The 24,871-nt window shown below is 64.8% G+C and carries 22 protein-coding genes; 15 read left to right on the top strand and 7 right to left on the bottom strand.

The features are described from left to right. Window positions 1-1,076: 1,076 nt before the first annotated feature. The 3 genes from EMO90_RS09015 to EMO90_RS09005 form a co-directional block, all read right to left on the bottom strand. On the bottom strand, window positions 1,077-1,751 hold the full coding sequence (locus EMO90_RS09015; RefSeq protein ID WP_150354718.1) for a non-canonical purine NTP pyrophosphatase: 675 nt from the start codon (window positions 1,749-1,751) through the stop codon (window positions 1,077-1,079). Window positions 1,752-1,832: 81 nt separating this feature from the next. Further along, a complete protein-coding gene (rph, locus tag EMO90_RS09010; protein ID WP_150354717.1) occupies window positions 1,833-2,600 on the bottom strand; it encodes a ribonuclease PH in 768 nt (255 codons plus the stop codon). Window positions 2,601-2,723: 123 nt separating this feature from the next. After that, window positions 2,724-3,356, bottom strand: a complete 633-nt coding sequence (locus tag EMO90_RS09005; RefSeq protein ID WP_150354716.1) for a Pr6Pr family membrane protein — start codon at window positions 3,354-3,356, stop codon at window positions 2,724-2,726. A 151-nt stretch (window positions 3,357-3,507) separates the two neighbouring features. On the opposite strand from EMO90_RS09005, the gene EMO90_RS09000 reads away from it, so the two are divergent. Together EMO90_RS09000 and EMO90_RS08995 are read left to right on the top strand one after the other, a co-directional pair. Beyond that, window positions 3,508-4,839, top strand: a complete 1,332-nt coding sequence (locus EMO90_RS09000; protein ID WP_190972078.1) for a nicotinate phosphoribosyltransferase — start codon at window positions 3,508-3,510, stop codon at window positions 4,837-4,839. 802 nt (window positions 4,840-5,641) lie between these two features. Next, the gene (locus tag EMO90_RS08995; protein WP_150354714.1) at window positions 5,642-6,070 is read left to right on the top strand and encodes an HIT family protein; all 429 of its coding nucleotides are present in this window, start codon (window positions 5,642-5,644) and stop codon (window positions 6,068-6,070) included. 149 nt (window positions 6,071-6,219) lie between these two features. On the opposite strand, the gene EMO90_RS08990 is transcribed toward EMO90_RS08995, so the two are convergent. Further along, the gene (locus EMO90_RS08990) at window positions 6,220-6,534 is read right to left on the bottom strand and encodes a DUF3039 domain-containing protein (protein ID WP_150354713.1); all 315 of its coding nucleotides are present in this window, start codon (window positions 6,532-6,534) and stop codon (window positions 6,220-6,222) included. A 121-nt stretch (window positions 6,535-6,655) separates the two neighbouring features. On the opposite strand from EMO90_RS08990, the gene coaD reads away from it, so the two are divergent. From coaD to EMO90_RS08935, 11 genes are all read left to right on the top strand, one after another. Then, on the top strand, window positions 6,656-7,165 hold the full coding sequence (gene coaD, locus EMO90_RS08985; protein WP_150354712.1) for a pantetheine-phosphate adenylyltransferase: 510 nt from the start codon (window positions 6,656-6,658) through the stop codon (window positions 7,163-7,165). Between the two features lie 290 nt (window positions 7,166-7,455). Beyond that, window positions 7,456-8,376 carry a cell division protein gene (locus EMO90_RS08980; protein WP_395953160.1) on the top strand — a complete coding sequence of 307 codons (921 nt, stop codon included), beginning with the start codon at window positions 7,456-7,458 and terminating at the stop codon, window positions 8,374-8,376. Further along, window positions 8,373-8,966, top strand: a complete 594-nt coding sequence (locus EMO90_RS08975) for a YceD family protein (RefSeq protein WP_150354711.1) — start codon at window positions 8,373-8,375, stop codon at window positions 8,964-8,966. Before EMO90_RS08980 ends, EMO90_RS08975 begins: the two co-directional genes overlap by 4 nt. A 110-nt stretch (window positions 8,967-9,076) precedes the next feature. Next, window positions 9,077-9,271, top strand: coding sequence for a 50S ribosomal protein L32 (gene rpmF / locus EMO90_RS08970; protein ID WP_150354710.1), 195 nt, complete (start codon window positions 9,077-9,079; stop codon window positions 9,269-9,271). A 152-nt stretch (window positions 9,272-9,423) separates the two neighbouring features. Continuing rightward, on the top strand, window positions 9,424-10,254 hold the full coding sequence (gene rnc / locus EMO90_RS08965; RefSeq protein WP_150354709.1) for a ribonuclease III: 831 nt from the start codon (window positions 9,424-9,426) through the stop codon (window positions 10,252-10,254). 244 nt (window positions 10,255-10,498) lie between these two features. Next, window positions 10,499-12,460, top strand: a complete 1,962-nt coding sequence (locus tag EMO90_RS08960; RefSeq protein ID WP_150354708.1) for an acetolactate synthase large subunit — start codon at window positions 10,499-10,501, stop codon at window positions 12,458-12,460. Window positions 12,461-12,487: 27 nt separating this feature from the next. Then, window positions 12,488-13,045 carry an acetolactate synthase small subunit gene (gene ilvN, locus EMO90_RS08955; RefSeq protein ID WP_150354707.1) on the top strand — a complete coding sequence of 186 codons (558 nt, stop codon included), beginning with the start codon at window positions 12,488-12,490 and terminating at the stop codon, window positions 13,043-13,045. Between the two features lie 524 nt (window positions 13,046-13,569). After that, complete coding sequence (locus EMO90_RS08950) at window positions 13,570-14,175, top strand: winged helix-turn-helix domain-containing protein (protein WP_150354706.1); 606 nt, start codon at window positions 13,570-13,572, stop codon at window positions 14,173-14,175. Between the two features lie 148 nt (window positions 14,176-14,323). After that, the gene (locus tag EMO90_RS08945; RefSeq protein WP_150354705.1) at window positions 14,324-15,592 is read left to right on the top strand and encodes an MFS transporter; all 1,269 of its coding nucleotides are present in this window, start codon (window positions 14,324-14,326) and stop codon (window positions 15,590-15,592) included. Between the two features lie 132 nt (window positions 15,593-15,724). Then, window positions 15,725-16,015, top strand: coding sequence for a FitA-like ribbon-helix-helix domain-containing protein (locus tag EMO90_RS08940; protein ID WP_150354704.1), 291 nt, complete (start codon window positions 15,725-15,727; stop codon window positions 16,013-16,015). Then, a complete protein-coding gene (locus EMO90_RS08935; RefSeq protein WP_223849823.1) occupies window positions 16,012-16,455 on the top strand; it encodes a type II toxin-antitoxin system VapC family toxin in 444 nt (147 codons plus the stop codon). Before EMO90_RS08940 ends, EMO90_RS08935 begins: the two co-directional genes overlap by 4 nt. Before the next feature lie 71 nt (window positions 16,456-16,526). Here EMO90_RS08935 and EMO90_RS08930 read toward each other — a convergent pair whose 3' ends face one another. Both EMO90_RS08930 and EMO90_RS08925 read right to left on the bottom strand, forming a co-directional pair. Continuing rightward, a complete protein-coding gene (locus EMO90_RS08930) occupies window positions 16,527-18,737 on the bottom strand; it encodes an ABC-F family ATP-binding cassette domain-containing protein (RefSeq protein ID WP_150354703.1) in 2,211 nt (736 codons plus the stop codon). A gap of 268 nt (window positions 18,738-19,005) precedes the next feature. Continuing rightward, the gene (locus EMO90_RS08925; RefSeq protein ID WP_150354702.1) at window positions 19,006-19,734 is read right to left on the bottom strand and encodes a type 1 glutamine amidotransferase; all 729 of its coding nucleotides are present in this window, start codon (window positions 19,732-19,734) and stop codon (window positions 19,006-19,008) included. A 114-nt stretch (window positions 19,735-19,848) separates the two neighbouring features. Between EMO90_RS08925 and cysS the strand changes: the two genes are divergently transcribed. Continuing rightward, window positions 19,849-21,492, top strand: coding sequence for a cysteine--tRNA ligase (cysS, locus tag EMO90_RS08920; protein WP_150354701.1), 1,644 nt, complete (start codon window positions 19,849-19,851; stop codon window positions 21,490-21,492). 331 nt (window positions 21,493-21,823) lie between these two features. Here cysS and EMO90_RS08915 read toward each other — a convergent pair whose 3' ends face one another. Next, window positions 21,824-22,729 carry a cation transporter gene (locus EMO90_RS08915; protein ID WP_150354700.1) on the bottom strand — a complete coding sequence of 302 codons (906 nt, stop codon included), beginning with the start codon at window positions 22,727-22,729 and terminating at the stop codon, window positions 21,824-21,826. 774 nt (window positions 22,730-23,503) lie between these two features. Here EMO90_RS08915 and EMO90_RS08910 point away from each other — a divergent pair. Next, on the top strand, window positions 23,504-24,868 hold the full coding sequence (locus EMO90_RS08910) for an amidohydrolase family protein (protein ID WP_223849822.1): 1,365 nt from the start codon (window positions 23,504-23,506) through the stop codon (window positions 24,866-24,868). Window positions 24,869-24,871 lie beyond the last annotated feature (3 nt).

The raw sequence follows: 24,871 nt of genomic DNA, 5'->3' as shown, positions 1-24,871 counted from the left end.
CGCACATCTCGCCGCGCGTGGCGTATTCCACGTCCTCGAACACCCATCTGGCCGCGCTCTTCGTGTCCGTCTCCATCTGATCCTCCCGTCGGTCGGTCAGGTGTTGCAACGATCACTAGAGCCCGCCGAGGCGCGGGACGACTCGGGAGGGGGAATTAAGGATCCTTCGGCTTCGCCTTTCAGTGTCCGGCTGCGCCGGACCGTCGCCGCCTTGGCGGCGGTTCGACCGCAACTGCGGTCGGCCTGCAGCCGCGGTTCCATTCGCTTACTGTCGTTCGCCCTCGCCCGCGAACACCGCCGGCATTCGTTCACGGCTCAGCGCCCAGGATGAAGTGCCATCTGCGGTGGCCCACCCACAAACTGGGCAAATCGGGACACTGGATTCGCAAACTGGGCAGATCCGGCATTCTACGACCGATTTTCGGCCTCCAGACGGCAGGATCCGCCCAGTTTGCGCGGCGAGAGGCCCGATCTGCCCAGTTTGCGGCGCGAATTAGACGAACTAGGCGAGAACTGGGCGCAATCGGTCGCCAACCGGGCAAGAACTGGGCAGATCGGGCCGGTTCCGGGACCCGGCGTGACCAGGGGCGTGACACGGCGTGCGGCGTGACGGGGAGCGTGACACGGTGTGGGCACGCCCGGTCACGGGGTGCCGGAATCGTTGGAATAAAGCCATTTTGAAATCCCCGTGACCGGGAATGGACACGCCATGTCACACCCCCGGTCACAACGCACCCCCGGTCACGCACGCCCGATCACACGCCGGTCCACCTTCCGGAGAGAGGTTTGATCCCGAGCGGAAGCCGAAGGGCACAGCGGAAGATCCCTAATATGGGCGGAAAGTCAAGGCGGAAAGTTAAGGATCCTTCGGCTTCGCCTTTCAGTGTCCGGCTGCGCCGGACCGTCGCCGCCTTGGCGGCGGCTCCCTTCGCCTACGGACAGCCCACTGGGCTGTCCGCTTAACGGCTCAGTGCTCAGGATGACGAAGAGGGGCTCCGCTTAACGGCTCAGTGCTCAGGATGACGGAAGCCGTCCCCAGGACGACCGGGGAGCGGGGCCAACCGCGCGTACGGCGGCTACTTCAGCAGGGCTTCGATGGCCGGGACGAGGGCCTTGATGGCCTTGCCGCGGTGGGAGATCGCGTTCTTCTCCTTGGGGGTCATCTCCGCGCTGGTCAGCGGCTCGCCGAAATGGTCCGGATCGTCGCTGGTATGGCCTTCGGGCTGCTCATCCGGCACGAAGATCGGGTCGTAGCCGAAACCATGCTCGCCACGGGCCTTGCGGATCACCACGCCGGGCATGTCGCCAATCTCCACGGTTTCGGATGCCGGGGAGCCCTCACCGAGGAAGCCGGCGGGCACCACGAGCGCGGCGACGCAGCGGAATTTGCCGGTGCGCTTGCTGTCCGGGATGTCCTCGATCTGCGCGAGGAGCAGCGCGTTGTTGGCCAGATCGTGGCCGTGCGCGCCGGCCCAGCGGGCGGACAGGATGCCGGGCGCATTGCCCATCACGTCCACAATGAGGCCGGAATCGTCCGCGATGGCCGGGCAGCCGGTGCGGGCGGCCACATCGCGGGCCTTGAGCAGGGCGTTCTCCTGGAACGTGGTGCCGGTCTCCACCGGATCGGGCAGCTTGAGACTGCCGGCGGAGACGAGCTCCACCTTGGCGGCGTCCTCGCCCAGATCCTCCTCAAGGATGCGGCGGATCTCCACCAGCTTGCCCTCGTTGTGCGTGGCGACGATGAGTTTCATTGCGGTTCCTTTCTTGCGGTTGCGCGGAAGATGAAAGCGGCGAACAGCGGATGCGCCCGGCGAACGGCCGATGCGCGCCGGTCAGTCCTGCGCGAGCGCGGCCTGCTGGGCGGCCTGCAGCTCGGTGTTGCCCTTGGTAGCCAGATCGAGCAGCACGTTGAGCTCATCGCGATCGAACGGGCGGTGCTCGGCGGTGCCCTGGATCTCGATGAACTTGCCGGATCCGGTCATCGCAACGTTCATGTCCGTCATGGCCTTGCTGTCCTCCACATAGGGCAGGTCCAGCATCGGGGTGCCGTCGATCACGCCCACGGACACCGCGGAGACGCTGTCCTGCAGCACGCGGGCGGCCGAACGGATGTGCTTGTGCTGCTCGGCCCAGTTCAGGGCGTCCACCAAAGCCACGTACGCGCCGGTCACCGAGGCCGTGCGGGTGCCGCCATCGGCCTGCAGCACATCGCAGTCGATCTGGATCTGGTTTTCACCCAGCGCCTTCATGTTGACCACGCCCCTGAGGCAGCGGCCGATCAGTCGGCTGATCTCATGCGTGCGGCCGCCGATCTTGCCCTTGACCGACTCGCGATCGGTGCGCTCGGCGGTGGCGCGCGGCAGCATCGCGTACTCGGCGGTGACCCAGCCCAAGCCGGAGTCCTTGCGCCAGCGCGGCACGCCGGCGGTGAACGTGGCCGTGCACATCACGCGCGTGTTGCCGCAGCAGATGAGGACCGAGCCCTCCGGGGCGTCGGTGAAGTGGCGGGTGATGGTGACCGGCCGCAGCTCGTCCACCTTGCGCCCGTCGGGGCGCACCACGGTGTTCATACCGGCCAGCAAATCCTTGATTTCAGTCATATGCAAACTCCTTGATCCTCGTTGACCCTAGCACCCGCGGGGCACACTCGGCGCATGCGCATCAGACGCGCGAACCGGACGCGCCCGGGGACTCGGCGGCGACGATCGGGGCGATCGGCGCGATCACCCGAGCAGAGGCCGGTCGGGCAGGATCTTGTCGATCAGGAACAGGACCAGTCCCAATCCGAAGAACGCGGCCAGATAGGTCACGCAGTTCACGCCGAGCTGCTGCCAGCCGATCGCGGCCACATCCACGAACGGATACGGGTACATCGCCCCGCTGGGCAGCGGCTGGTCCGGGAAGAAGGCCGCGCGGATGAGCACGAACGCCAGATAGACCGGGAAGTACAGCAGCCAGGTGAGCGTGTAGGGCCAGCGGAACCGGCGATGGGCGTCGAACAGCAGGAAGTCGGCCGCGGCGGCGATGGGCGCGATGATGTGCACCAGCGTTGCGGTGGGCAGGCCAAGGATGTACAGCGTGTCCGGACCCATCACCGCCGGGGGCAGCACGAGCCAGGCCACAAGTCCGGTGACGATCATGTACAGCGTGACGCAGCCTTTGAGCCAGGCCGGCGGCTGCTCGCCCTTGACGAGCGTGGCCGCGCCCGCCCAGAGCATCACGAAGGCGAAGGCGATGTTCGATTGGTTCGTGAAGTACACCCAGTCCCATGCCTTGGCGCCGGACCACGTGTTGTAGGTGCCCGCGATCGACACGGCCGCGGCGGCCAGACGGAAGATACCCGCAATGAGTCTCATGGTTCCACCCTACCGCGTGGGATGTCGCGCTGCCAGAGCGGAAAGCGGCCGGAAGAGGCCAGGAAGAGGCGCGGAACACGCCGGGTGACTATAAGTCAATCCGACCATAAGCGAGTAGGCTTTTGAGCAAATGCCAAGAAGGAGAGTTTCCATGGGCGCATACACCGATTATTCGCCGGCGCTGATGACCGACATGTACGAATACACCATGCTCGACGCATGTCTGAAGGACGGGACCGCGGACCGCAAGTGCGTGTTCGAGGTGTTCACCCGCCATCTGCCGGAGGGCCGCCGCTACGGCGTGGTGGCCGGCACCGGACGCATCCTGGATGCGCTTGAGCACTTCCATCTGTCCGAGGGCGATTTGAAGTTCCTGTCCGATCGCAAGGTGGTGAGCCCGGAGACGATCAAGTGGCTCGAGAACTTCCGCTTCTCCGGCACGATCAAGGGCTACCGCGAGGGCGAGATGTTCTTCCCGAACTCCCCCATCCTGCAGGTCGAGGGCACGTTCGGCGAGTGCACGCTGCTGGAGACGCTGATCCTGTCCGTGCTGAACTACGATTCGGCCGTCGCCTCCGCCGCGAGCCGCATGGTCTCCGCCGCAAAGGACCGCCCGTGCATGGACATGGGCGGCCGCCGCACCAACGAGTGGGCCGCCGTGGCCGCCGCGCGAGCCGCCGTGGTGGGCGGATTCAAGGGCACCGCGAACCTGCTGGCCGCGCAGATCTACGGGCTCAAGGCGATCGGCACCGCCGCGCACTGCTTCACGCTGGTGCACGACGACGAGCGTCAGGCCTTCCGGTCGCAGATCGCCGCACTGGGCGAGAACACCACGCTGCTCGTGGACACCTACAACATCGAGGAGGCCGTGAAGACCGCCGTGGAGGTGGCCGGCCCGCAGCTCGGCGGCGTGCGCATCGACTCCGGAGACCTCGCATCCCTGGCCCAGCGCGTGCGCAACCAGCTTGACGCCCTGGGTGCCACGAACACCAAGATCACCGTGACGAACGATCTGGACGAGTACGCGCTGGCCGCCCTGCAGACCGCCCCGGTGGACTCCTACGGCGTGGGCACGATGCTGGTGACCGGATCGGGCGCCCCCACCTGCGCGATGGTGTACAAGCTGACCGAGCGCGAGGGCGCGGACGGGGTGATGACCCCGGTGGCCAAGAAGAGCAAGAACAAGGCCACGGTTCCGGGCCGCAAGCTCGCCTTCCGATCGTACGAATACAATCTGGCCGATTGCGAGCACATCATCTCCGGCTCCGAAAAGGCCCTGGCCGCCTATCAGCCGAATCCGGAGTGGAAGAACCTGCTCGTGGACTATGTGGACCATGGCACGATCGACCCGCAGTATCAGGGCCACGATGCGATCATGGCCGCGCATGAATACCGTGCCAAGGCGCTGGCCGAGCTGCCGATCACCGCGCAGTCGCTGATGAAGGGCGAGCCGGTGATTCCTACGGAGACTACGGTCCTGTAGGACCTCCGTCCCGCAGGAATCCGTCGCCGCCTTAGCGGCGGCTCCCCTCGCCTGCGGACAGCCCACAGGGCTATCCGCACACGGCACGCCCTACGGAGACTACGGTCCTGTAGGCCTCGGTTTCCGTCATCCTGAGGGAAGCGCAGCGGAGTCGAAGGATCCTTGGCCTTGCGCACAATGCCCAGAATCCTTCGACTTCGGCGTCCCACCTCCGCTCAGGCATCCGATCTGCTCATTCTGGGCCGCATTTTGACCAAAATGAGCAGATCCGATGCGGTAGATGTGTTCCGAGGGCTCCCAGGCATCGGATCCGCTCACTTTGACTGGAGCGGAACGCAGAATGAGCAGATCCGATGCCTAGCAGACGAATTTCCGGCGCCACACAGCGGATTTGCTCATTCTGGCGAACAAAGCGCACAAAGTGAGCAAATCGGATGCGGTAGATGTGTTCCGAGGACTCCCAGGCATCGGATCCGCTCACTTTGGATGGCACAGGGCACAGAATGAGCAGATCCGATGCGGTGGACACGTTGCGGGAGCTCCTAAACATCCAATCCGCTCACTTTGACTGGAGCGGAACGCAGAATGAGCAGATCCGATGCCTAGCAAACGAATTTCCGGCGCCACACAGCGGATTTGCTCATTCTGCGAACAAAGCACACAAAGTAAGCGGATCGGATGACGTCGGAAAGGGACGTGTTGCCAACGGAGGCTGTGCACACGCCGGCAACACGGGGCGGGCGGCGGCACCGGCCGGTACAGTGGGAGGTGCAATTCGCTCAACCCATCAAAGGAGAACGACATGAGTGAAGCACAGCCCTGCGGATACTGCGACGAAGGCGAGGCGCTGGCCGCGTTCGGCATCAAGATCATGGACCTGCCGGCCTCCAAGCTGGTGCTGTTCAAGGAGCAGAGCCACCCGGGCCGCGTGATCGTGGCATCGAAGTTCCACGTGGATGAGATCGTGGACCTGTCCAAAGAGGATCGCGAGGCGTTCCTGGAGGACGTGAACCGCGTGGCCGAGGCGACGCACGCCATCTTCCACCCGGACAAGATCAACTACGGCGCGTACGGCGACACCGCCCACCACCTGCACTTCCATCTGGTGCCGAAGTACCACGAGGACGAGTTCGAGTGGGGCACCACCTTCGCCATGAATCCCGATCGCGAATACCTCACCGATGAGGCGTACGACGAGATGATCGCCAAGTACAAGGCGGCGCTGGCCTGATATCCCACTTGGTAGGCCAAGACGCCTGACCAAGACAATCGCATTTGGGGAGGGGGCGGCCCGGGCACATCATCGACCCGGACCGCCCCCATCCATATGCATGCCCTGCGCGCCGACGGACGACCGGCGGGGCGACGGCGTTCAGGCGATCAGTGCAGCATCTCCTCATAGATGCGCTTGCAGTCGGGGCACACCGGGTACTGGGACGGATCGTGCTTCGGCACCCACACCTTGCCGCACAGGGCCACCACCGGGCGACCGGTCATGCGCGATTCGGCGATGCGCTCCTTGGAGACGTAGTGGGCGAATCGATCGGCGTCACCGCCATCGTCCTTGCGGGTCTCCTCCTTCGTTTCGGGGCGCTCGAGCACCGCGGTTCCGGTGCCCTGGTCCGGGGAGGACAGCGGGCTGACCGGATCGGACAGCTCGTCAACGCCGACGGCAAACTCTCGCGTGATTTCCATGATCACTCCTCATTTCACATTCATTGGCATTCGATCGTACAATGCCCCGCCTCCATCATAGATTGCCGTCCGTTTCCCCGCGATTCCGCCCAGTTCCCCGCCACGCGGTAATCTTGGGCGTATGACAATCGCAGTATGCCCAGGCTCGTTCGACCCCGTCACCGCAGGACATTTGGACGTCATCGAACGATGCACGCAGTTCTTTGACGAAGTCCACGTGGTGGTGGCCGTGAACGCCGCGAAGACGCCGATGTTCTCCGTGGAGACCCGCACCAGCGTGATCCGGCGCGCGCTGGACAAGGACGGCTTCCCCAATGTGAAGGTGGCCTCCACCAGCGGCCTGATCACAGAATACTGCAAGCAGGTGGGCGCCGAGGTGATCGTCAAGGGCCTGCGCCAGAACGGCGACTATGAGGCCGAGCTCGGCATGGCCCTGGTCAACCGCAAGCTCGCCGGCATCGAGACGCTGTTCCTTCCCGCGGACCCGGTGCTTGAGCACATCTCCAGCTCCATCGTCAAGGACGTGGCCCGTCACGGCGGCGATGTGACCGGCATGGTACCCAGCTGCATCGTGCCGATGCTGGCCGAGGCCGTGAAGCATGAGGCCGAGCGCAGGAGGGAGGCCCGCTGATGGCCGACGACGAAAAGCGAACGATGCAGTTCTCCGTGGACGGCATCGACCGGCTGCAGGATGACGACACCGGCGAGGCCCACACCGTTGAGGTGCGATCGGCCTCGGTGGTGGACGCCGATTCCGCGTTCCGCGCCGGTCAGCCCGAGCAGGGGACGCGGTCCGTACAGGAGGCGCAGCCGTCGCAGCGCAACCAGCCGGCGCAGCCCAGCCAGTCGGTTCAGGACGACGATGCCGACGACGACACCGGCGAGGCGGCCATCGCCTCCGTATCCACGGACACATTCGTGATGATGCCGCAATCGGCCCCGCGCAAGGCCGCCGAGCATGTGGAGGATCCGCAGCCGGCCGGCGCTCCGCCGTCGTTCGCCGTGCCGGCCGCGTTCCCGGCGCAGACGCTGCCCGGCGAGGCGCCGAGCGACGATCGGGTACCGCAGGATCAGGAGCCGGCGGCGCAGAATGATCGCACGGCGCAGAAAGATTGGGCCGCAGACGATCGCGCCGCACAGGACGATGGGAACGCGCGCCCAGCCCCCGCGCAGGACGCCTCCGAGCGCCGCCCGCGCCACGCCGTGATGCCGGAGATGCCCGATCTGCGCGTCAGGTCCGGCGACGATCTCGACTCCGCGGCCGACCAGTCGCGCAACGAATTCACCACCGTGTACGACATCCTCGACGCGATCGAGGCCACGCTCAACGAGGGCAAGCCCGGCCTGTTCACCCCGAATCTGGTGAAGGTGGACCGCGACCAGCTCTCCGGGCAGATCGAGGATCTCAAGAAAAAGCTGCCCGTGCAGCTCGAACGCGCCAGCGCCCTGATGCGCGAGGCCGAACGCCGGCTGGCGGGCGCGCAGACCCAGGCCAGCGCGATCGTCGCCTCGGCCCAGTCGCGCGCGGCGGACATGATCAAGGAGGCCAACGAGCAGGCACAGTTCCTGGCCGGGCAGGAGAACGTGGTGGCCCTGGCCCAGACCAAGGCGCGCACGATCGTGGACACCGCCCAGGCCAAGGCCGACCGCCTCACCCAGGGCGCGGACAAGTACTGCACCGAGGTCATGGAGTCGCTCGACCAGCAGCTTGACAAGCTCAAACAGGACGTGCACGCCGGCCTCAACGTGCTGTACACTCGCCAGCAGCGCGCGGCGCAGGAGTACGCGGCCGCGCAACAGCAGAACAACACCCAGCCGTCTGAGCAGGAGGAGCAACGATGAGCCGCACTGAAGATTCCCCGTGGGCCGTATCGGTCGCGCAGATCGCCGGCCGTCCCGGCGAAAGCAAGGAGATCGACGCCGTGTTCCCCGCGCCCAGCGGCATCGGCGACGATGTGGTGGGCGTCGATGAGGGCGCCGATGTGACCGTGACGGGCAGCTTCGATTCGATCGTCGACGGCATCATCTTCACCGGCCGCGTGAGCGCCCCGGCGCACGCCGAGTGCACGCGCTGCCTCAAGCCGATCGAGCACCCGTGGACGGCCGATGTGACCGCGTTCTTCCCGCTTGAGGACACGCGCAGGGACAACCGCAAGGGCGAGGTGGAGATCATCGCCGGCGAGGACGAGTCCGAGGACACCTACCCGCTGAGTGCGGACGGTTCCTTCGCGGACATCGAGGCCCTGCTGCGCGACACGCTGGTGGAGGCCCTGCCCCTGCAGCCGCTGTGCAGGCCCGACTGCTTGGGCCTGTGCTCGCAGTGCGGCGCGGACCTCAACGAGGATCCCGATCATCACCACGACATGCCGGACATCCGCTTCGCCGAACTAGCCGATCTCAAGGCCAGGCTGGAAGCCGAACAGGGCAAGTGACGAACGAAACGCGGACGAAGCGCCGATCGGATTGGACAATGTTCACAGCTTGCGCTACACTTCTGAACGCTTAAGCTCAATATCGTTCGAACGACAAAAGAGGAAATAACATGGCTCTGCCTAAGTACAAGACTTCGCGCGCCAACACGCATACGCGCCGGTCGGCTTGGAAGGCTTCCGCCGTCCAGACCATCAACTGCCCGAACTGCGGCGCTCCCGCACTGGCCCACGTGGCGTGCCCGAACTGCGGTTCCTACCGCGGCCGCGTCTACCGCGAGGCCATCAGGTCCGCCCACACCAAGTGACGGCTTGACAGCATCATGAAAAGCCCTGCCATCGACGGGTGGCGGGGCTTTTTGCTATCCTGCGCCGGCCGGGCCGATCGCCCCACGGAGAAGTCCGCGTACGGGGGGCTCGCGGCACCGGAAAGTCCGCGCACGACGATAGGGATTGACATATGACTGAGGAACACAAGGAACACATCATCGAGCACGCCGAGTCGAGCGCCGGCGAACACTCCAAGGACGCGCTGCTCAAGCGCCTGGGCACCACGATCAGCCCCGATCTGCTGATCCAGGCCCTCACCCACCGCTCCTTCGCGCACGAGCACCCGGGGGTCAAGCACTACGAACGCCTGGAATTCCTGGGCGACGCCGTGCTGGAGCTCGTGGCCACCGAAACCCTGTACAAGACGCATCCGGACATGACCGAAGGCCAGCTGGCCAAGATGCGCGCCAAAGCCGTGAGCGAGGAGGCGCTGTCCGCGATCGCGCGCGAGAAGCTGCAGGTGGGCCCGTACATCCTGCTCGGCCATGGCGAGCTGGAGCAGGGCGGCCAGGACAAGAGCTCGATCCTGTGCGACATCGTGGAATCGCTGATCGGCGCGACCTTCATCGAAAACGGCATCGACGAGGCCCGCAAGGTGGTGCACCGGCTGGTGGACGACACGCTGGTCGAGGTGGCCACCGAGGGCCCGGCGCTCGACTGGAAGACCTCGCTGACCGTCAAGGCGCACCAGATGGGACTTGAGGAGCCGCGCTACCGCATGCGCGTCAGCGGCCCGGAATACGCGCTGGAGTTCACCGCGAAGGTGACGGTGGGCGCGCGCGACGAGCTGATCGGCACGGGCAAGGGCACGTCCAAGCGCAAGGCGCAGCTCGCCGCCGCGGAGATGGCGTGGCACACGCTGGATGATCGGGACAAGGCGCGCAAATCGCACAAGGCGGCCGGGGCCGCGCAGACCGCCGAGCCGGCCGGCACCGCCGAATCGGACAAGCCCGCCGAATAGCGCGAACAAGCCTGAATAACGCGAACAAGCCCGGACGACCCGGACACCCGCACGGCCCGCCGCCCGTCTCAATGTGGGAGACGCGCGGCGGGCCGCTGTCTGCCCAGCGCCTACACTGGAACAATACGAACGCGCCCTGCGCCATAAGCGGTTGGGCGCCGTTGCGTCGCAACGTCCCGCGCCCATCCTCGCGGGGGATCAGTCGGCGCCGCATGATTCACAGACTTGATGGAGAAGAGACATCATGGCTACACCCACCCCTTTGCAGGCATTCAGCGCATTGCCCAAGACGACACCCGCCGCGGATAGGCAGACGATCGTCAACGGCGAGAAGATGACCGGCGCCAAGGCGCTGGTCCGATCGCTTGAGGATCTGGGCGTCCAGGACGTCTTCGGCATCCCCGGCGGCGCGATCCTGCCCGTCTACCACGAGATCAACGACCAGACCAAGTTCCGCTTCGTGCTCATGCGCCACGAGCAGGCCGCCGGTCATGCGGCCGAGGGCTACGCCGTGGCGACCGGCCGCGTGGGCGTGTGCCTGGTGACCTCCGGCCCGGGTGCCACCAACGTGGTCACCGCCATCGCCGACGCCAACATGGATTCGGTGCCGATGGTGGTCATCACCGGCCAGGTGGGCGTGCCCGCGATCGGCACGGACGCCTTCCAGGAGGCGGACATCGTGGGCATCACGTACCCCATCTCCAAGCATTCCTTCCTGGTGACGCGCGCGCAGGACATCCCCCGCGTGCTCACCGAGGCGCACTACATCGCCCGCACCGGCCGTCCCGGCCCGGTGGTGGTGGATCTCACCAAGACCGCGCAGGTGGGCGAAATGTACTACTCGTGGCCGCAGCGCATGATCCTGCCCGGCTACAACCCCACCCTGAAGGCGCACGGCCACGTGCTGCGCGACGCCGCCAAGCTGTTCGCCCAGTCCTACCGCCCGGTGCTCTACGTGGGCGGCGGCGCGGCCCGTTCCAACGCCGGCGAGCTCGTGGCGAAGCTGGCCGAGGTGACCGGAGCGCCGATCGTGACCACCCTGCCCGCGCGCGGTGTGGTCCCAGATTCCGATCCGCACAATCTGGGCATGCTGGGCATGCACGGCACGATCGCGGCCACCGGCGCCGTGCAGCGTTCCGATCTCCTCGTGGCGATCGGCGCACGATTCGACGACCGCGTGACCGGCAAGCTGGACGCCTTCGCGCCCACGGCCCGCGTGATCCACATCGACATCGACCCGGCGGAGATCGGCAAGAACCGCGTGCCGGACGTGCCGATCGTGGGCGACGTGTCCACCGTGCTCACCGATCTCATCCCCGAGATCGAACGCACGCAGGCCATTCAGGGCAAGCCGAACCTCAAGCCGTGGTGGGATCAGCTCGACGGTCTGCGCACCAAGTACACGATCCATTACGATGAGCCTGAGGATCAGCCGACGGACGGCTCCCTTTCCCCGCAGTGGGTGGTCGAGCAGCTGTCCAAGAGCGCCGATCCGTCCACGATCTGGGTGTCCGGCGTGGGCCAGCACCAGATGTGGGCCGCGCAGCTGGTGGACTTCGAGCATCCGAACTCGTGGATCAGCTCCGGCGGCCTTGGCACGATGGGCTTCGGCCTACCCGCGGCGATCGGCGCCTCGGTGGGCTCCCACCGCGTGTTCGAGGGCAAGAAGCCGGTGTGGCTCATCGACGGCGACGGCTCCTTCCAGATGACCAGCGAGGAGCTGGCCGCAGCGTTCCTGGACCATGCGCCCGTGAAGATCGCGATCCTCAACAACTCGGTGTACGGCATGGTCCGCCAGTGGCAGACGCTGTTCTACCAGCACCACTACTCGCAGACCAACCTGATGGACGGCGAGGCCCGCAAGGACACGCCCGCCACGGAGTTCGTCGACGTGCCCGACTTCGTCAAGCTCGCCGAGGCCTATGGCTGCGTGGGCATGCGCGCGTTCACGAAGGAGGAGGCGATCAGCGCCATCCAGCGCGCCAACGAGATCAACGACCGTCCGGTCCTCATCGACTTCCGCGTCTACAAGGACGCGATGGTATGGCCGATGGTGTCCGCCGGCGCCTCGAACGACACGGTGACGTACCGCCCGGGCGTCAACCCGCTGGTGAACAAGCCGGCCGGGACGGATCAGGCAGCTTCGGATGTGGTCGCCTCGGGCACGACCACCTCGGGCGAGGCCGACGCCTCGAACGCCGACTGAGAACGAAAGCAACGTAAGGAGAATCCCATGGCAGCTGTGTATCCCGCATCCCAGCCCGGTTCCGAGCGTCACACGCTTTCGGTGCTGGTGGAGAACCGTCCCGGCGTGCTCGCCCGCATCGCCGGCCTGTTCGCCCGTCGAGCCTTCAACATCAATTCGCTGTCCGTCTCCCCCACCGAGCGCCCGGATATCTCGCGCGTCACGGTGACCGCGGACGTGGACCGCGTTCCGCTGGAGCAGATCATCAAGCAGCTCAACAAGCTGCTGCACGTGCTCAAGATCGTGGAGCTGGACCCGAACACCACGGTGGAGCGCGAGCTGGTGCTCATTAAGGTTGCGGCCGATCAGTCGAACCGCTCCGATGTGCTGGAGATCGTGCGTCTGTTCCGCGTGCGCGTGGTCGATGTGAACCCCGAGTCGCTGACCATCGAGGCCACCGGCGCGGAGGGCAAGATCGACGCGCTGCTGGGTCTGCTGGAGCATTACGGCGTGATCGAGCTGGTGCGTTCCGGCGCGGTGGCCGTGACCCGCGGCCCGAAGGCGCTGAGCGAAAAGGTCCTAGGCTCGGAAATCACGGGACGCTGAGCCCAGTGGGCTCAGCGTGGCGTGAGCAGGCCAGGTGCCTGCGAACCGCTGAATAGAGCGCGGCCGCAAGGCCGCTCCGCTAGAGGGACGGGCGCGGTGCGCCTAGCGTGGCGAGAGCGCGCCCAGTGCACGCGAACCGCACGGGCAGAGCGCGGCCAGCAGGCCGCTCCGCTAGAGGGACGGGAGCAGTTGGTTTTGCCGCAAACCCGTTCGCCCGATAGTCGTGAAATGATTCGGCGGCTTACGCCCAGTGCGCGCGAACCGCTGAATCAGAACCCAACAGGGCTGATCAACAACATGTTGATCAGCCCTTTTTTCATATCCCCCTCCCCCTCTTCCCCATCCGCCCTCCCGACTGTCCACGGAACTCGAATTTCCAATCCAGACCGGCGGAATTCCAACGGCATGATTGAAAAAATCGAGTTCCGTGGACGGCCTCCCTGCATGACCTCCCCGCGCAATTTCCCCGCACGGCACGCCGCCCAATTTCTACAAGATTTATTGTACAATATTTCTTGTAAATCATGGAAGGAGGGTTGACCGTCATGCAGGAACCGCGCGAGAACACCGATAGAACCGTGCACAAGGTCACCGATTTCGCCCAGCTCAAGGCACTGTCGCACCCCACTCGCATGCGCATGCTCACCCTGATGAGCAACGAGCGCCCGTACATGGTGAGTGAGATCGCCATGGCACTCGGCGAATCGGCGGGCACGATCAGCCACCACCTACGGCAGCTCAAGAAGGCCGGCGTCGTCATGCAGGTGCCGTCACCGGACGGCGACGGGCGCAAAAGCTGCTGGCAGGCCGTCGGCGAGGGGTACGAACTCAGCGTCGACGCCAAGGATGCATCGGCCGTCGCGCAGGCACTGGATCAGGCGGGCGCCGAGTTCCTTCAGGCCGGCAGGGAACGCTACCGGGCGGCAGCCGATTCGCTGCCCGCAGAGTGGCGCGATCCCGGATGTGAGACCAGCTCGGTGATTCTGCTCACCGCCGAGGAATACGCGCAGATGTCCGCCGAGCTTCTGGCAGTCACCCGAAAATGGACGCAGCGCAATCTCACGCATCGGGAAGGCGACGGATCGCAGCCCGTGATGCTCGCCACCGAACTGTTCAAGTGGATTCCATGACCGGTTAGCCGCGCCCCGCAGCGCGCGACCGCGCCCAACCCGTTCCAGCACCGCACCCGCCACCGCCCGCGCCGCACCGCATGTGCGCCCGGGCGTGCGCAAGCATACCCAAAACCACCCCGTCAAGGCAAAGATCCGAGGAATCCCCATGCATTCCGAAGCACAACCCGCAGCGCGCACGCCCCTCTGGCGCAATGCGCAATACCGCCGCTGGTTCGCCGCGGACACCGCGGCAGCCATGGGCATGGCTATGAAGTCGTTCGCCATTTCGCTCGTCGCCTTTTCGCTCACGCAGTCGCTCGCGCTGTCCGGCTGGCTGGGCACGGCCACCATGATCGCCTCGCAGGGGGCGGGCATATTCGGCGGCACGGTGGTCGACCGGCACGACCGCAGAACGCTCATCATCATCAACGCGCTGTGCGGCATGGCACTGTGGGGTCTGGCATTCGCACTGTTGGCGCTTAATCTCCTGAACTTCGCGGCGTTCGCCGTCATCACGGTCGTGGCCTCCACAATCAACGGACTGCTCCAGGGAGCCACCAACGCCATGCTGCGGTCGATCATTCCGACCGAACAGTACCCGAAGGCACAGAGTCTCAATCAGGGCCGCGATTCGGTGATCAGTCTCGCCGGCTCGCCGCTCGGGGGCGTGCTGTACACCTTTGCGCCGTGGCTGCCGTTCGCGGTCTCATCACTCATGTACGCGCTCTCCGGGGCAAGCGCGACCCGCCTAGCGGACACCGGCAACGGGGACCATGGGGACAACGGGGAGCCGCCGGCCGCGCACGGGTCGTTTCTCGCCGATTTCGCGGCAGGGTGGCGCTGGACGCTGCGCCGCCGCACGCTGCTGACGCTCACGGCGATAGCCTCGCTGGTAAACCTCGGCATCAACGGCATTTTCGCCACGGTGAACCTGCATCTGGTAGGTACGCACGTCGATGCAGTGCGCATCGGCCTGGTGGAGATGGCGATGGGCGCTGGCACGCTGCTGGGGGCCCTGATTGCCGCGAAGGTCGCCGACCGAATGCCGCTGGGCACGGGCATGGTCGTCGTTTCCACGGTGGCGCTGGCCACGCTGGCTCCGATGCTGTTCAGTGACGGTTATGCCGTGGTGCTGGTCTGCGCCCTGCTGGTCAGCGTGCCGATCCCGGTCGTCAATTCGCTCATCATGGGCTTCGTGTTTGCCAAGGTGCCGTCCGACATGCAGGGACGGGCGGGATCGGCGCTGGGGCTGCTGTGCATGCTACCGGCGCTGTTCTGCTCGGCGATCGCCGGCTCGCTGCTGCCGCTCGTCGGATTCGGCGCCACGATCGGCCTGTTTCTGGCGGTACTGGCGGTCAACGTGGCGATCGTGCTGGCCAAGCCGACGGTCCGGTCGCTGCCGGCAGCCGACCGGTGGGACGAAGTGACGCTGTGATGCGGCGACCGGATCGCCACGCGAGCCCCGCATTGAGGAACCGCCTGCCGACACGCGGAGCAATCGATCGAACATTTGTGCTAGCATAGTGCTTGCATTCAATGACAGCACAATGCTAGCACAGGAGGGGCCATGACCACGAAGCCAGCCGAAAAGGGCAACACCATCACCATCAGAAAGATGTCGGACGAGAACATCGCAGCACTCAAGCAGGCCGCTGCGGAGAACAACAGGTCCATGGAGGCGCAGGCACGGTCGGTGCTGGAGGATTATCTGGCGCAGTATGTGAGCCGCAGGATTCTCAGCAATGCCGATCTGGTTCAGGAGATGTGGAAATTGCTGGACGGAGAAGGCCTGGGACCGGACGAAGACCTTGTTCCGCCGCGAGATAAGTACATGCGCCCCGTTGATCTGGGGGAATGATGATCATCCTCGACACCAATGTCATCAGCGAGATCCTCAAGCACACCAACAGCGATCCGCACGTCATCGATTGGTTCATCGGCATTGGCCGCGATGAGGCCTACACCACGGCTGTGAATACAGCCGAACTGCTCTATGGCCTTGCCCTTGTTCCGCAGGGACGGCGACGATTCGCGCTTTCACGGACCATCAACGATTTCATTGAGCAATACCGCGACTATACGATCCCATACGACATTCGCGCAGCAGTACATTATGCCGCAATCGTCGCCCAAAGACGAGAGGAGGGCCACCCGATTAGCGTGCAGGATGGAATGATCGCGGCGATTGCGCGGGCCAATGGCGCCTCACTGGCCACGCGCAACGTCAAGGACTTCGAAGGAACGGGGGTGAAACTGATCAATCCATGGGATGCCGACCATGAACCCGAACGCGGGTGAAGACCGATCGCGACCCTTCCGGCAGTTCTGCCGGAGCCGGCATCTCTGAAACCTGCAGTCCGTTCCGGCCCTCACTCACCCAGCTGCTCGGACAGCTCAAGCCATTCGGCCTCGAGGTCATCGCTCTCCGAGTTGATGGCGGACAGCTGCCCGTTGAGCTTGTTGAGCCCCTCATAGTCGGACGGGTCATGCGCGGCCATCTCCTGCTCAAGGGCGTCCTTCTGCTCCTCCAGCTTGGCGATCTTGCGCTCGATGGCGCGGACGCGCTTGCTGGCTTCGTGGTAGGCCTTGCCGGCGAGCTTCGGCTGGTCAGAGGCGGAATCCGAAGAGCTGGAAGCGGAACCGGATGCGGACGCACCGTCGGAAATGGATGCGCCGGAAACGGCAGGCTGAGCAGGCGCGTTCTTGGCCTTCTCGATCATGTCCAGATAGTCATCCACGCCACCGGGCAGATGGCGGACCTTACCGCCGATCAGCGCGAACTGCTGATCGGTGACGCGCTCGAGCAGGTACCGGTCATGCGAGACGACAATCAGCGTGCCGGGCCAGGTGTCGAGCAGGTCCTCCATGACGGCGAGCATGTCCGTGTCCAAGTCGTTGCCGGGCTCGTCCATGATGAGCACGTTCGGCTCGTCCAGCAGGATCAGCAGCAGCTGCATACGACGCTTCTGGCCACCGGACAGGTCGCGGATCGGCGTCATGAGCTGCGCAGAGGAGAAACCAAGTCGCTCCATGAGCTGACCGGGGGTGACTTCCTTGCCATCCACGATGTAGCTCGGCTTGTAGCGGGACAGGACCTCCTTGATCTTGTACTTGCCCAGTTTCTCGAGCTCGTCGAGGCGCTGGGAAAGCACCGCAAACTTCACGGTCTTGCCAATGTTCACATGGCCGAGCGTGGGCGTGAGCGAGCCGTCGATCAGCTTCAGCAGCGTGGACTTGCCGGCACCGTTCGCACCGACGATGCCGAATCGGTCGCCGGGACCGATCAGCCAGGTCACATCGTCGAGCACCTTGCGGCCGGTGACCGTGACCTTGCTGGCCGCGGAGGTGACAGGGACGGGCTCGTCATCGGCGCCGGAAGCGGCTCGGTCAGAGGCGGCATGATCAGAAGCGGCCTGATCAGAGGCTACCTGACCGGACTCAGTCGCGCCGGGTTCAGCCGCTGAGCCGGACTCAACCGCCGAACCGGACTCGTTCTGCCCCGATGTGGAAAGGCTTGCGGAGGCATCGTCAGCTGGAGTGACACCGGCGTCGATCAGACGCGGGTCGTTCATATCGTCCACGGCGAGCTCCACAGAGCCGTACACCTTGGGCTCGGAGTACAAGGCGGGCACGATGTCGCCACCGTTCGAAGCGGCATCCTCGCGGGCCACCGAGCCGTGGGTGTGAGCGAACACCTGCGTCACGTCGATCAGGTCCACGACCTGCTTGCCCAGACGGGAGGTGGCCATCTGCCTGAGCTCAATGGAGTTACGCATCGGCGGCACGTCGGCGATCAGCTCGCGAGCGGCCTTGACATGGAACTTCTGCTTGGTGGACCGGGCACGGGCACCGCGGGACAGCCAAGCCAGCTCCTTGCGGGCCAGATTGCGTCGGCGCTCCTCGCGCACGTCGGCCTGTCGATCGCGCTCGACGCGCTGCATCATGTACGCGCTGTAGCCGCCCTCGAAGGGGTCGATCACCCCGTCGTGCACCTCCCACATGGACTCGCATACCTCATCGAGGAACCAGCGGTCGTGCGTGACGATCAGGAATGCGCCCTGACCGGCCGGCCAGCGATTGCGCAGGTGCTCGGCGAGCCAGTGGATCGTCACCACGTCCAGATGGTTGGTAGGCTCGTCCAGCGCAAGGATGTCCCAATCCTTGAGCAGCAGTCGGGCCAGATCCGCACGGCGACGCTGACCGCCGGACAGGGAACCGACGGTGGCGTTGAGGTCAATGCCGCCGAGCAGCGCCTCCACGATCTCGCGCGACCGGGTTTCGGCGGCCCACTCGTAGTCCTCGCGCCCCTCGAGCGCGGCCTCGCGCACTGTGGCGTTATCGTCCAGCGGATCGCGCTGCGACAGCATGCCGAAGGTCAGGCCGTTGCGCTTGGTCACACGACCGGAATCGGGGGTCTGCGTGCCCTCGAACAGCTTGAGCAGTGTTGACTTGCCATCGCCGTTGCGGCCCACAATGCCAATGCGATCGCCTTCGAAAACACCCTGCGTCACATCCGTGAAAATGGTTTTGGTGGCAAAGGCAAGCGATACGCGTTCAAGTCCCAGATCATAAGTCGGCATAATGCACCAATGTAGCGTCACGCCTAGGCATCACATTGGGATCATCGCTCCGGCAGATCCTCTCGTCATCCTGAGCGCAGCGTTCCTCTCGCTGTCATCCTGAACGCAGCGTTCCTCTCGCTGTCATCCTGAGCACGGCGAAGGATCCTTGGTGTTTTGCACTATGAAACGTGTGCGGAAGGTTAAGGATCCTTCGCTGCGCTCAGGATGACACAAGAGGCTCAGGATGACACGAGAGGCTCAGGATGACACCGCAAGGGCATGGCACTCAGGATGCGAGCGCGGTGGCGTAGGTGCTGCATCGGGCCGCGAAGCCGGAGAAGACCTGCTCGGCAAGCGGCTGCAACGTGGGGTTGAATTCGGCGAATTGGTCGCGCAGCTGGGATTTCGAAAGGCCAACGGCCTTGAGGTCCTTGACCATCGACGGCTCATCGAGCCACTCCTCGAGCAGTGTGGCGGTCACCTCGAGGTGGAACTGCATGCCGAGCGCGGAACCAACGCGGAACGCCTGAACCTTGGTACCGGACGTGCGCGCGAGCAGTTGCGCCCCCTCGGGCAGCCCCACAACGTCGTTATGCCAGTGCAGCACACTGATCTGTTTGTCCCACATGGAGAAGAAATCATGCTTATCCACACGCTTGATCGGCGCGAATCCGATCTCCGGCGCCGGCCCCTTGGACAGCTTGGCGCCCAGCGCGGTGGCGATGATCTGATGTCCCAGGCACACGCCAAGCACCGGCTTGCCCACGCTCACCGCGGCGCGCACCAGCTTCGACTCGGCCTTCAGCCCGGGATAGTCGTCAAAATCGAGCGCGCCCATCGGGCCACCCATGACCACCAAACCTGCGACGTCCTTGAAATCGGGCAGGTCGGGGTTCTTTTCCGACGTGATGTTCAACGTCTGGTGCTCCAGACCGAGATCCTCAAGATTCTGCAGGATCCGGCCCGGGCGCTCCCAGTCGACATGCTGAAGAATAAGCACTTGCGATTTGGCCATGGCAACCATTGTGTCACCCCGCCATTACCTTACCCGTTACCACGCGGTTGCATCAGCCGCCGCCCGTCGGATCACGGGTTGCGCTTGTCGGGTTTCGCGCATACGCTCATGACTATGGGAACAAGCCAAGAACCGCAGAATTTCAACACTTCCGCAGCCAAGGAACCGGGCGCACACCCCGTCGCCCGCGCTGCGGCGGAACTCAAGCTGTACGACACGGCATCGCACGCCGTCTCCACCTTCACGCCAATCAAACCCGGCAAGGTGGGCATCTACGTATGCGGCGCCACCGTGCAATCGTCGCCGCACATCGGCCACATGCGCGCGGCCGTGGCCTTCGACGTGGTGCGTCGCTGGTTCATGAGGCTGGGCTACGACGTCACGTTCGTGCGCAATGTGACGGACATCGACGACAAGATCCTGGACAAGGCGGCCGCCGCCGGCCAGGAGTGGTGGGCGCGCGCCTACTACTACGAGCGCGAGTTCACGCACGCCTACGAGACGCTGGGCGTGCTGCCACCCACCGTTGAGCCGCGCGCCACCGGCCATGTGCCGGAGATGGTCGCCCTGATCCAGAAGATCATCGACAACGGCCACGGCTACGTAGTCAAGGACGCCAACGGCAATCCGACCGGCAACGTGTACTTCGACGTGGCAAGTTGGCCGGCGTACGGCGAGTTGACCCATCAGAAGGGATCGGCCGAAGTGGATGAAGCCGCCGCGGTGGCCGATCGCATGGGCCCGTCCGTCGATGCGACCGGCGACGACAAGTACAACCCCGTCGATCCGGCGGACGCCTCCCCGGACAAGCATGATCCGCGCGACTTCGCCCTGTGGAAGGCCCCGAAGGACACCGATCCGGTCACCGCGCGCTGGGCGACGCCGTTCGGCGTGGGCCGCCCCGGCTGGCACATCGAATGCTCCGCCATGAGCCACCGCTACTTGGACGGCATGTTCGACATCCACGGCGGCGGTTTGGATCTGCGCTTCCCACACCACGAGAACGAAATGGCCCAGACCCGCGCGGCCGGCTACGACTCGGCGGCCCGTTGGATGCATTCGGCATGGGTGACCGCCAAGGGCGAAAAGATGTCGAAGTCGCTGGGCACCGGCCTGTCCGTGCCGAGCGTGCTGGCCAGCCACTCCGCGTGGGTGGCCCGCTACGCCCTCGGTTCCGTGCAGTACCGTTCGATGCTCGAATGGTCCGATCAGGCGCTGGTCGAGGCGCAGGCCGCGTACGATCGCGTGTCCAACTGCATCGAGCGCGCCGGCGCTGCGATCGGCGAACAGCCCAGCCGCGCCGAGGTGGAGGCCGTAACGGCCGATCAGCTGCCGGCCGATTTCGTGGCCGCGCTCAACAACGACATCAACGTGCCGGGGGCGCTGGCGGCGATCTTCACCGAGATCCGATCGATCAACGGCATGCTGTCCAACGCGGGCGACGAGGTGGCGGGCGAATCCGCCCAAGCCACCGTGCGCGAGCGGCTGCTCATGCTGCGCGCGATGCTGGATACGCTGGGCCTCGATCCGCTGGCCGAGCCGTGGGTGAGCGACGGCGCCGCTGGATCGGCCGATGACGATGAAACCAGCCCGGAGCGCAAGGCGCTGGATGCGCTGATCGGCGAGCGTCTGGAGGCCCGCGCGCAGGCCCGCAAGGCCCGCGATTTCGCCACGGCCGATGCGATCCGCGACGCGCTGGGCGAAGCGGGCATCGCGATCGAGGACGGTCCGCAGGGTTCCACCTGGAGCCTGAAGTGACGTTGTGGGGGCGTCGATGGCGATCGCCGTCGACGCCCCCACAACGTCATCCTGAGCGAAGCGCGTAACGCAGTCTGTTCCCGTCATCCTGAGCGAAGCGCAGTCTGCCCCGTCATCCTGAGCGTAGCGAAGTCTGCTCCGTCATCCTGAGCGTAGCGAAGTCTGCTCCGTCATCCTGAGCGTAGCGAAGGATCCTTAACTTTGTGCAGAAGGTTAAGGATCCTTCGCTACGCTCAGGATGACGTGAGAGGTTTATGCTTCGCTCAGGATGACGTGAGGGGCCTGCGTTGCACTCAGGCAGTGCCCCCCTCAGGACGACGAAGCAGACCGATCAGTCGAACACGAAATCGACATCCACAATGTGCAGCCGCTTGGTGAGTTCCTGTTCGAGAGACCGCTTGCACTCCACCAGATCGGCCACGTCGATCGTCTCGCCGGTGCCGGCCAGATACACATCGACCGTGTAGTTCATGCCGGTTTTGAACACCAGCGACTTCTCGTACTCGGTATTGGCCGGCAGGTGCGCGAGCGCCGCGGTCTCCACGAACCCGTTGGTCTCCTCATCATCGTGCACACCGCCCACCAACTCCACGAAGGCGTCCTTGAGCACGCCGAACGGCTCCTTGACGGTGAGCAGCACAATCGCCAGCGTGATGAAGAAATCGCCGGTGTAATGCAGGAAATCGAGCGGGGTGCCGACGGGCAGCAGCCAGAGGAAAATGGCCACCGCGCCAATGCCGAACGACATCGCGCCGTCGACGAGCGTGCTGTTCTGCTCGGCCGAGAGCATGGTGCTCGCCCCGCGCAGCTTGCGGTTCTGCCGGCGGTAATAGACGAACAGGGCGAAGCAGACGGCCACGGTCATGACCTCGTAGATCACGACGGGACCGGTTTCAATGCGTTCGCCCTCGCCAAACACGAAGTAGTCGTAGGCGACCCGGATGACGTCGAAGGTCGAGAACACCAGCAGCGAGAGGGTGAGCAGGGCCTTGCATATGGCGTAGATCGGCTCGAGGGCGAACTTGCCGTTGGGGAATCGGTCGGTGGTGCGCACGGTGTGCGAGGACAGGAAGACGGCCACCAGTCCGGAGATCACCGAAATGACGGTGAAGGTGGCGTCCAGGAACAGGGCTTTGAGGCCGGTCATGAAGAACACGGCCATGCCCATGACCACGGTGAAGATGTTGACGGCAATGCCAACGATCAGGGCTTTTCGTTCAATTTGTTTTTGAGGCATCGTTGGGCCTTCCTTTGCTTAAAACTACATTGCATCGGGGTGTCCAGCGCTATATGAAATGAATATCAATACCACTGCCCGTCCAGTATACGGGCAGGCCTCGATCAAAACTTGACATCGTGTCGCGCAGGTTCCATGGATGGGCAGCCGTACAGTTGCAAGGCGCGGGAGAGGACGCAGATCAGCCATCCGATCCGCTCATTCTGCGGAAGTCAGGGGCCAGAATGAGCAAATCCGATGTCCTACGGCTGATTTCGGCCTCTCAATCATCCGATTTGCTCATTCTGCGAGCTCCAACGCGCACAATGAGCAGATTCGATGTCTGCGAGACAATTTGGGCCGCTCAGCCATCGAATATGCTCATTCTGCAACACCGGATGATCAGATTGAGCAGATCCGATGCATACGGGCCGATCTGAGCCTCTCACCCATCCGATTTGCTCATTCTGCGGCGCAGGAGAACCAGAGTGAGCAAATCCGATGCGCAAGTGGTCCAGATCAAGCCAGATCGAGCCCAGGCCGAGCCATCACACAATGAATCCGCTCATTCTGCGACATAGCGGGGCCAGAATGAGCGGTCAGAATGATCAGGCCCAACAGCTACGCAGGTAATCGGCGCGATACATGAGTCTGCCAAGCTGGGGCGCGGCACAAACCACAGGCGCGGCAGGCAAACACGAGCACACCGCAACAACGAACACAACAGCAAGCGCAACACAACCGCAAGCAGGCAACGCACGAACCGCAAACGCGGCAAGAGGGAGAGGAGTCCGCATGACGCTGATCATCAAGGGCGACATCGCCTACACGCCATCGCCGCAGGAACTGGTCACGATCGAAGACGGCTACGTAGTGGTCGGCGATGACGGGCGCGTCATGGGGACGTATTCGTCGCTGCCCGCACAGTACACGCCCGCCACCACAGGCACACTCACAGCCCCCACGCTCGTCGACTGCACCGGCAAGCTCGTCATCCCCGCGTTCAACGATCTGCACACCCACGCCCCGCAGTACCCGATGCTCGGCAACGGCTTCGACTGCGAGCTGCTGCCCTGGCTGGAGCGCTACACGTTCCCGGCCGAGCGGCACTTCGAGGATCCCGCGTTCGCCGACCATTGGTACCGCCGCTTCGTCAACCGCATGTGGCGCGTGGGCACGCTGCGATTCAGCGCGTTCGCGTCGATGCACACCGAGGCCACACGCCGGCTCATGGAGCTGTGCCAAGAATCGGGTCTGCGCCCGGTGGTGGGCAAGGTGAACATGGATCGCAACGCGCCGGAGTATCTCACGGAAAGCGCGGACGATTCGCTCGCCGGCACCGAGGAGCTCATCCGGTGGGCGCGCACCCATACCCCCAATGTGGGCTACGTAGTCACACCGCGCTTCGTGCCGTCCACCACGTCGGAGCTCATGCGCGGACTCGGCGAGCTGGCCGATCGGTACGATCTGCCCGTCCAGTCGCACTTGGACGAGAATCCGGGCGAGGTGGCGTGGGTGCGCGATCTGCATCCGGACATCCCCACCTACACGGACGTGTACGATCGCCACGGGCTGCTGCGCGACGGCCGCACGATCATGGCCCACTGCATCCACCTGACCGATCACGAGCGCGACCTGCTGCGCGATCGGCATGTGTTCGTGGCCCATTGCGCACAGTCGAACATGAACCTATCCAGCGGCATCATGCCGGCCCGACGATGGCTGGACGCCGGGCTCACGGTCACGATCGCGAGCGATGTGGCAGCCGGCCAGGACCCGGCGATGAACCGGCACATCGTGCAGTCGATCGAGGCGTCGAAGATCCGCACGCTCGAGGCCAAACGCGGCGGGAACGATGGCCAAGCCAGCCAAGCCGGCCAAATCAGCCAAGCCGCCGAGCCGCCCCTCACCCTGCCCGAAGCGTTCCACATGGCCACCAAGGCCGGCGGCCGCTTCTTCGGCACGGTCGGATCCTTCGAACCGGGCTACGATTTTGACGCCTTGGTGGTGGACGAAGGCGAGAACCCTCTGGATCTGCCCGTCGCCGATCGTTTGGAGCGCTTCGTCTACGAAGGCGACGATCGCTGGATCGAACGCCGGTACGTGGCCGGCCGCGAGGTGCCGGAACCGTTCGCCCAGGATACGGGGCGGGCGGAATAGCCG

It is taken from the genome of Bifidobacterium vespertilionis (assembly GCF_008698145.1).
GTDB lineage: Bacteria > Actinomycetota > Actinomycetes > Actinomycetales > Bifidobacteriaceae > Bifidobacterium > Bifidobacterium vespertilionis.
The sequence above is the reverse complement of the archived record's forward strand: the minus strand, read 5'-3'. Positions and strand labels throughout refer to the sequence as shown.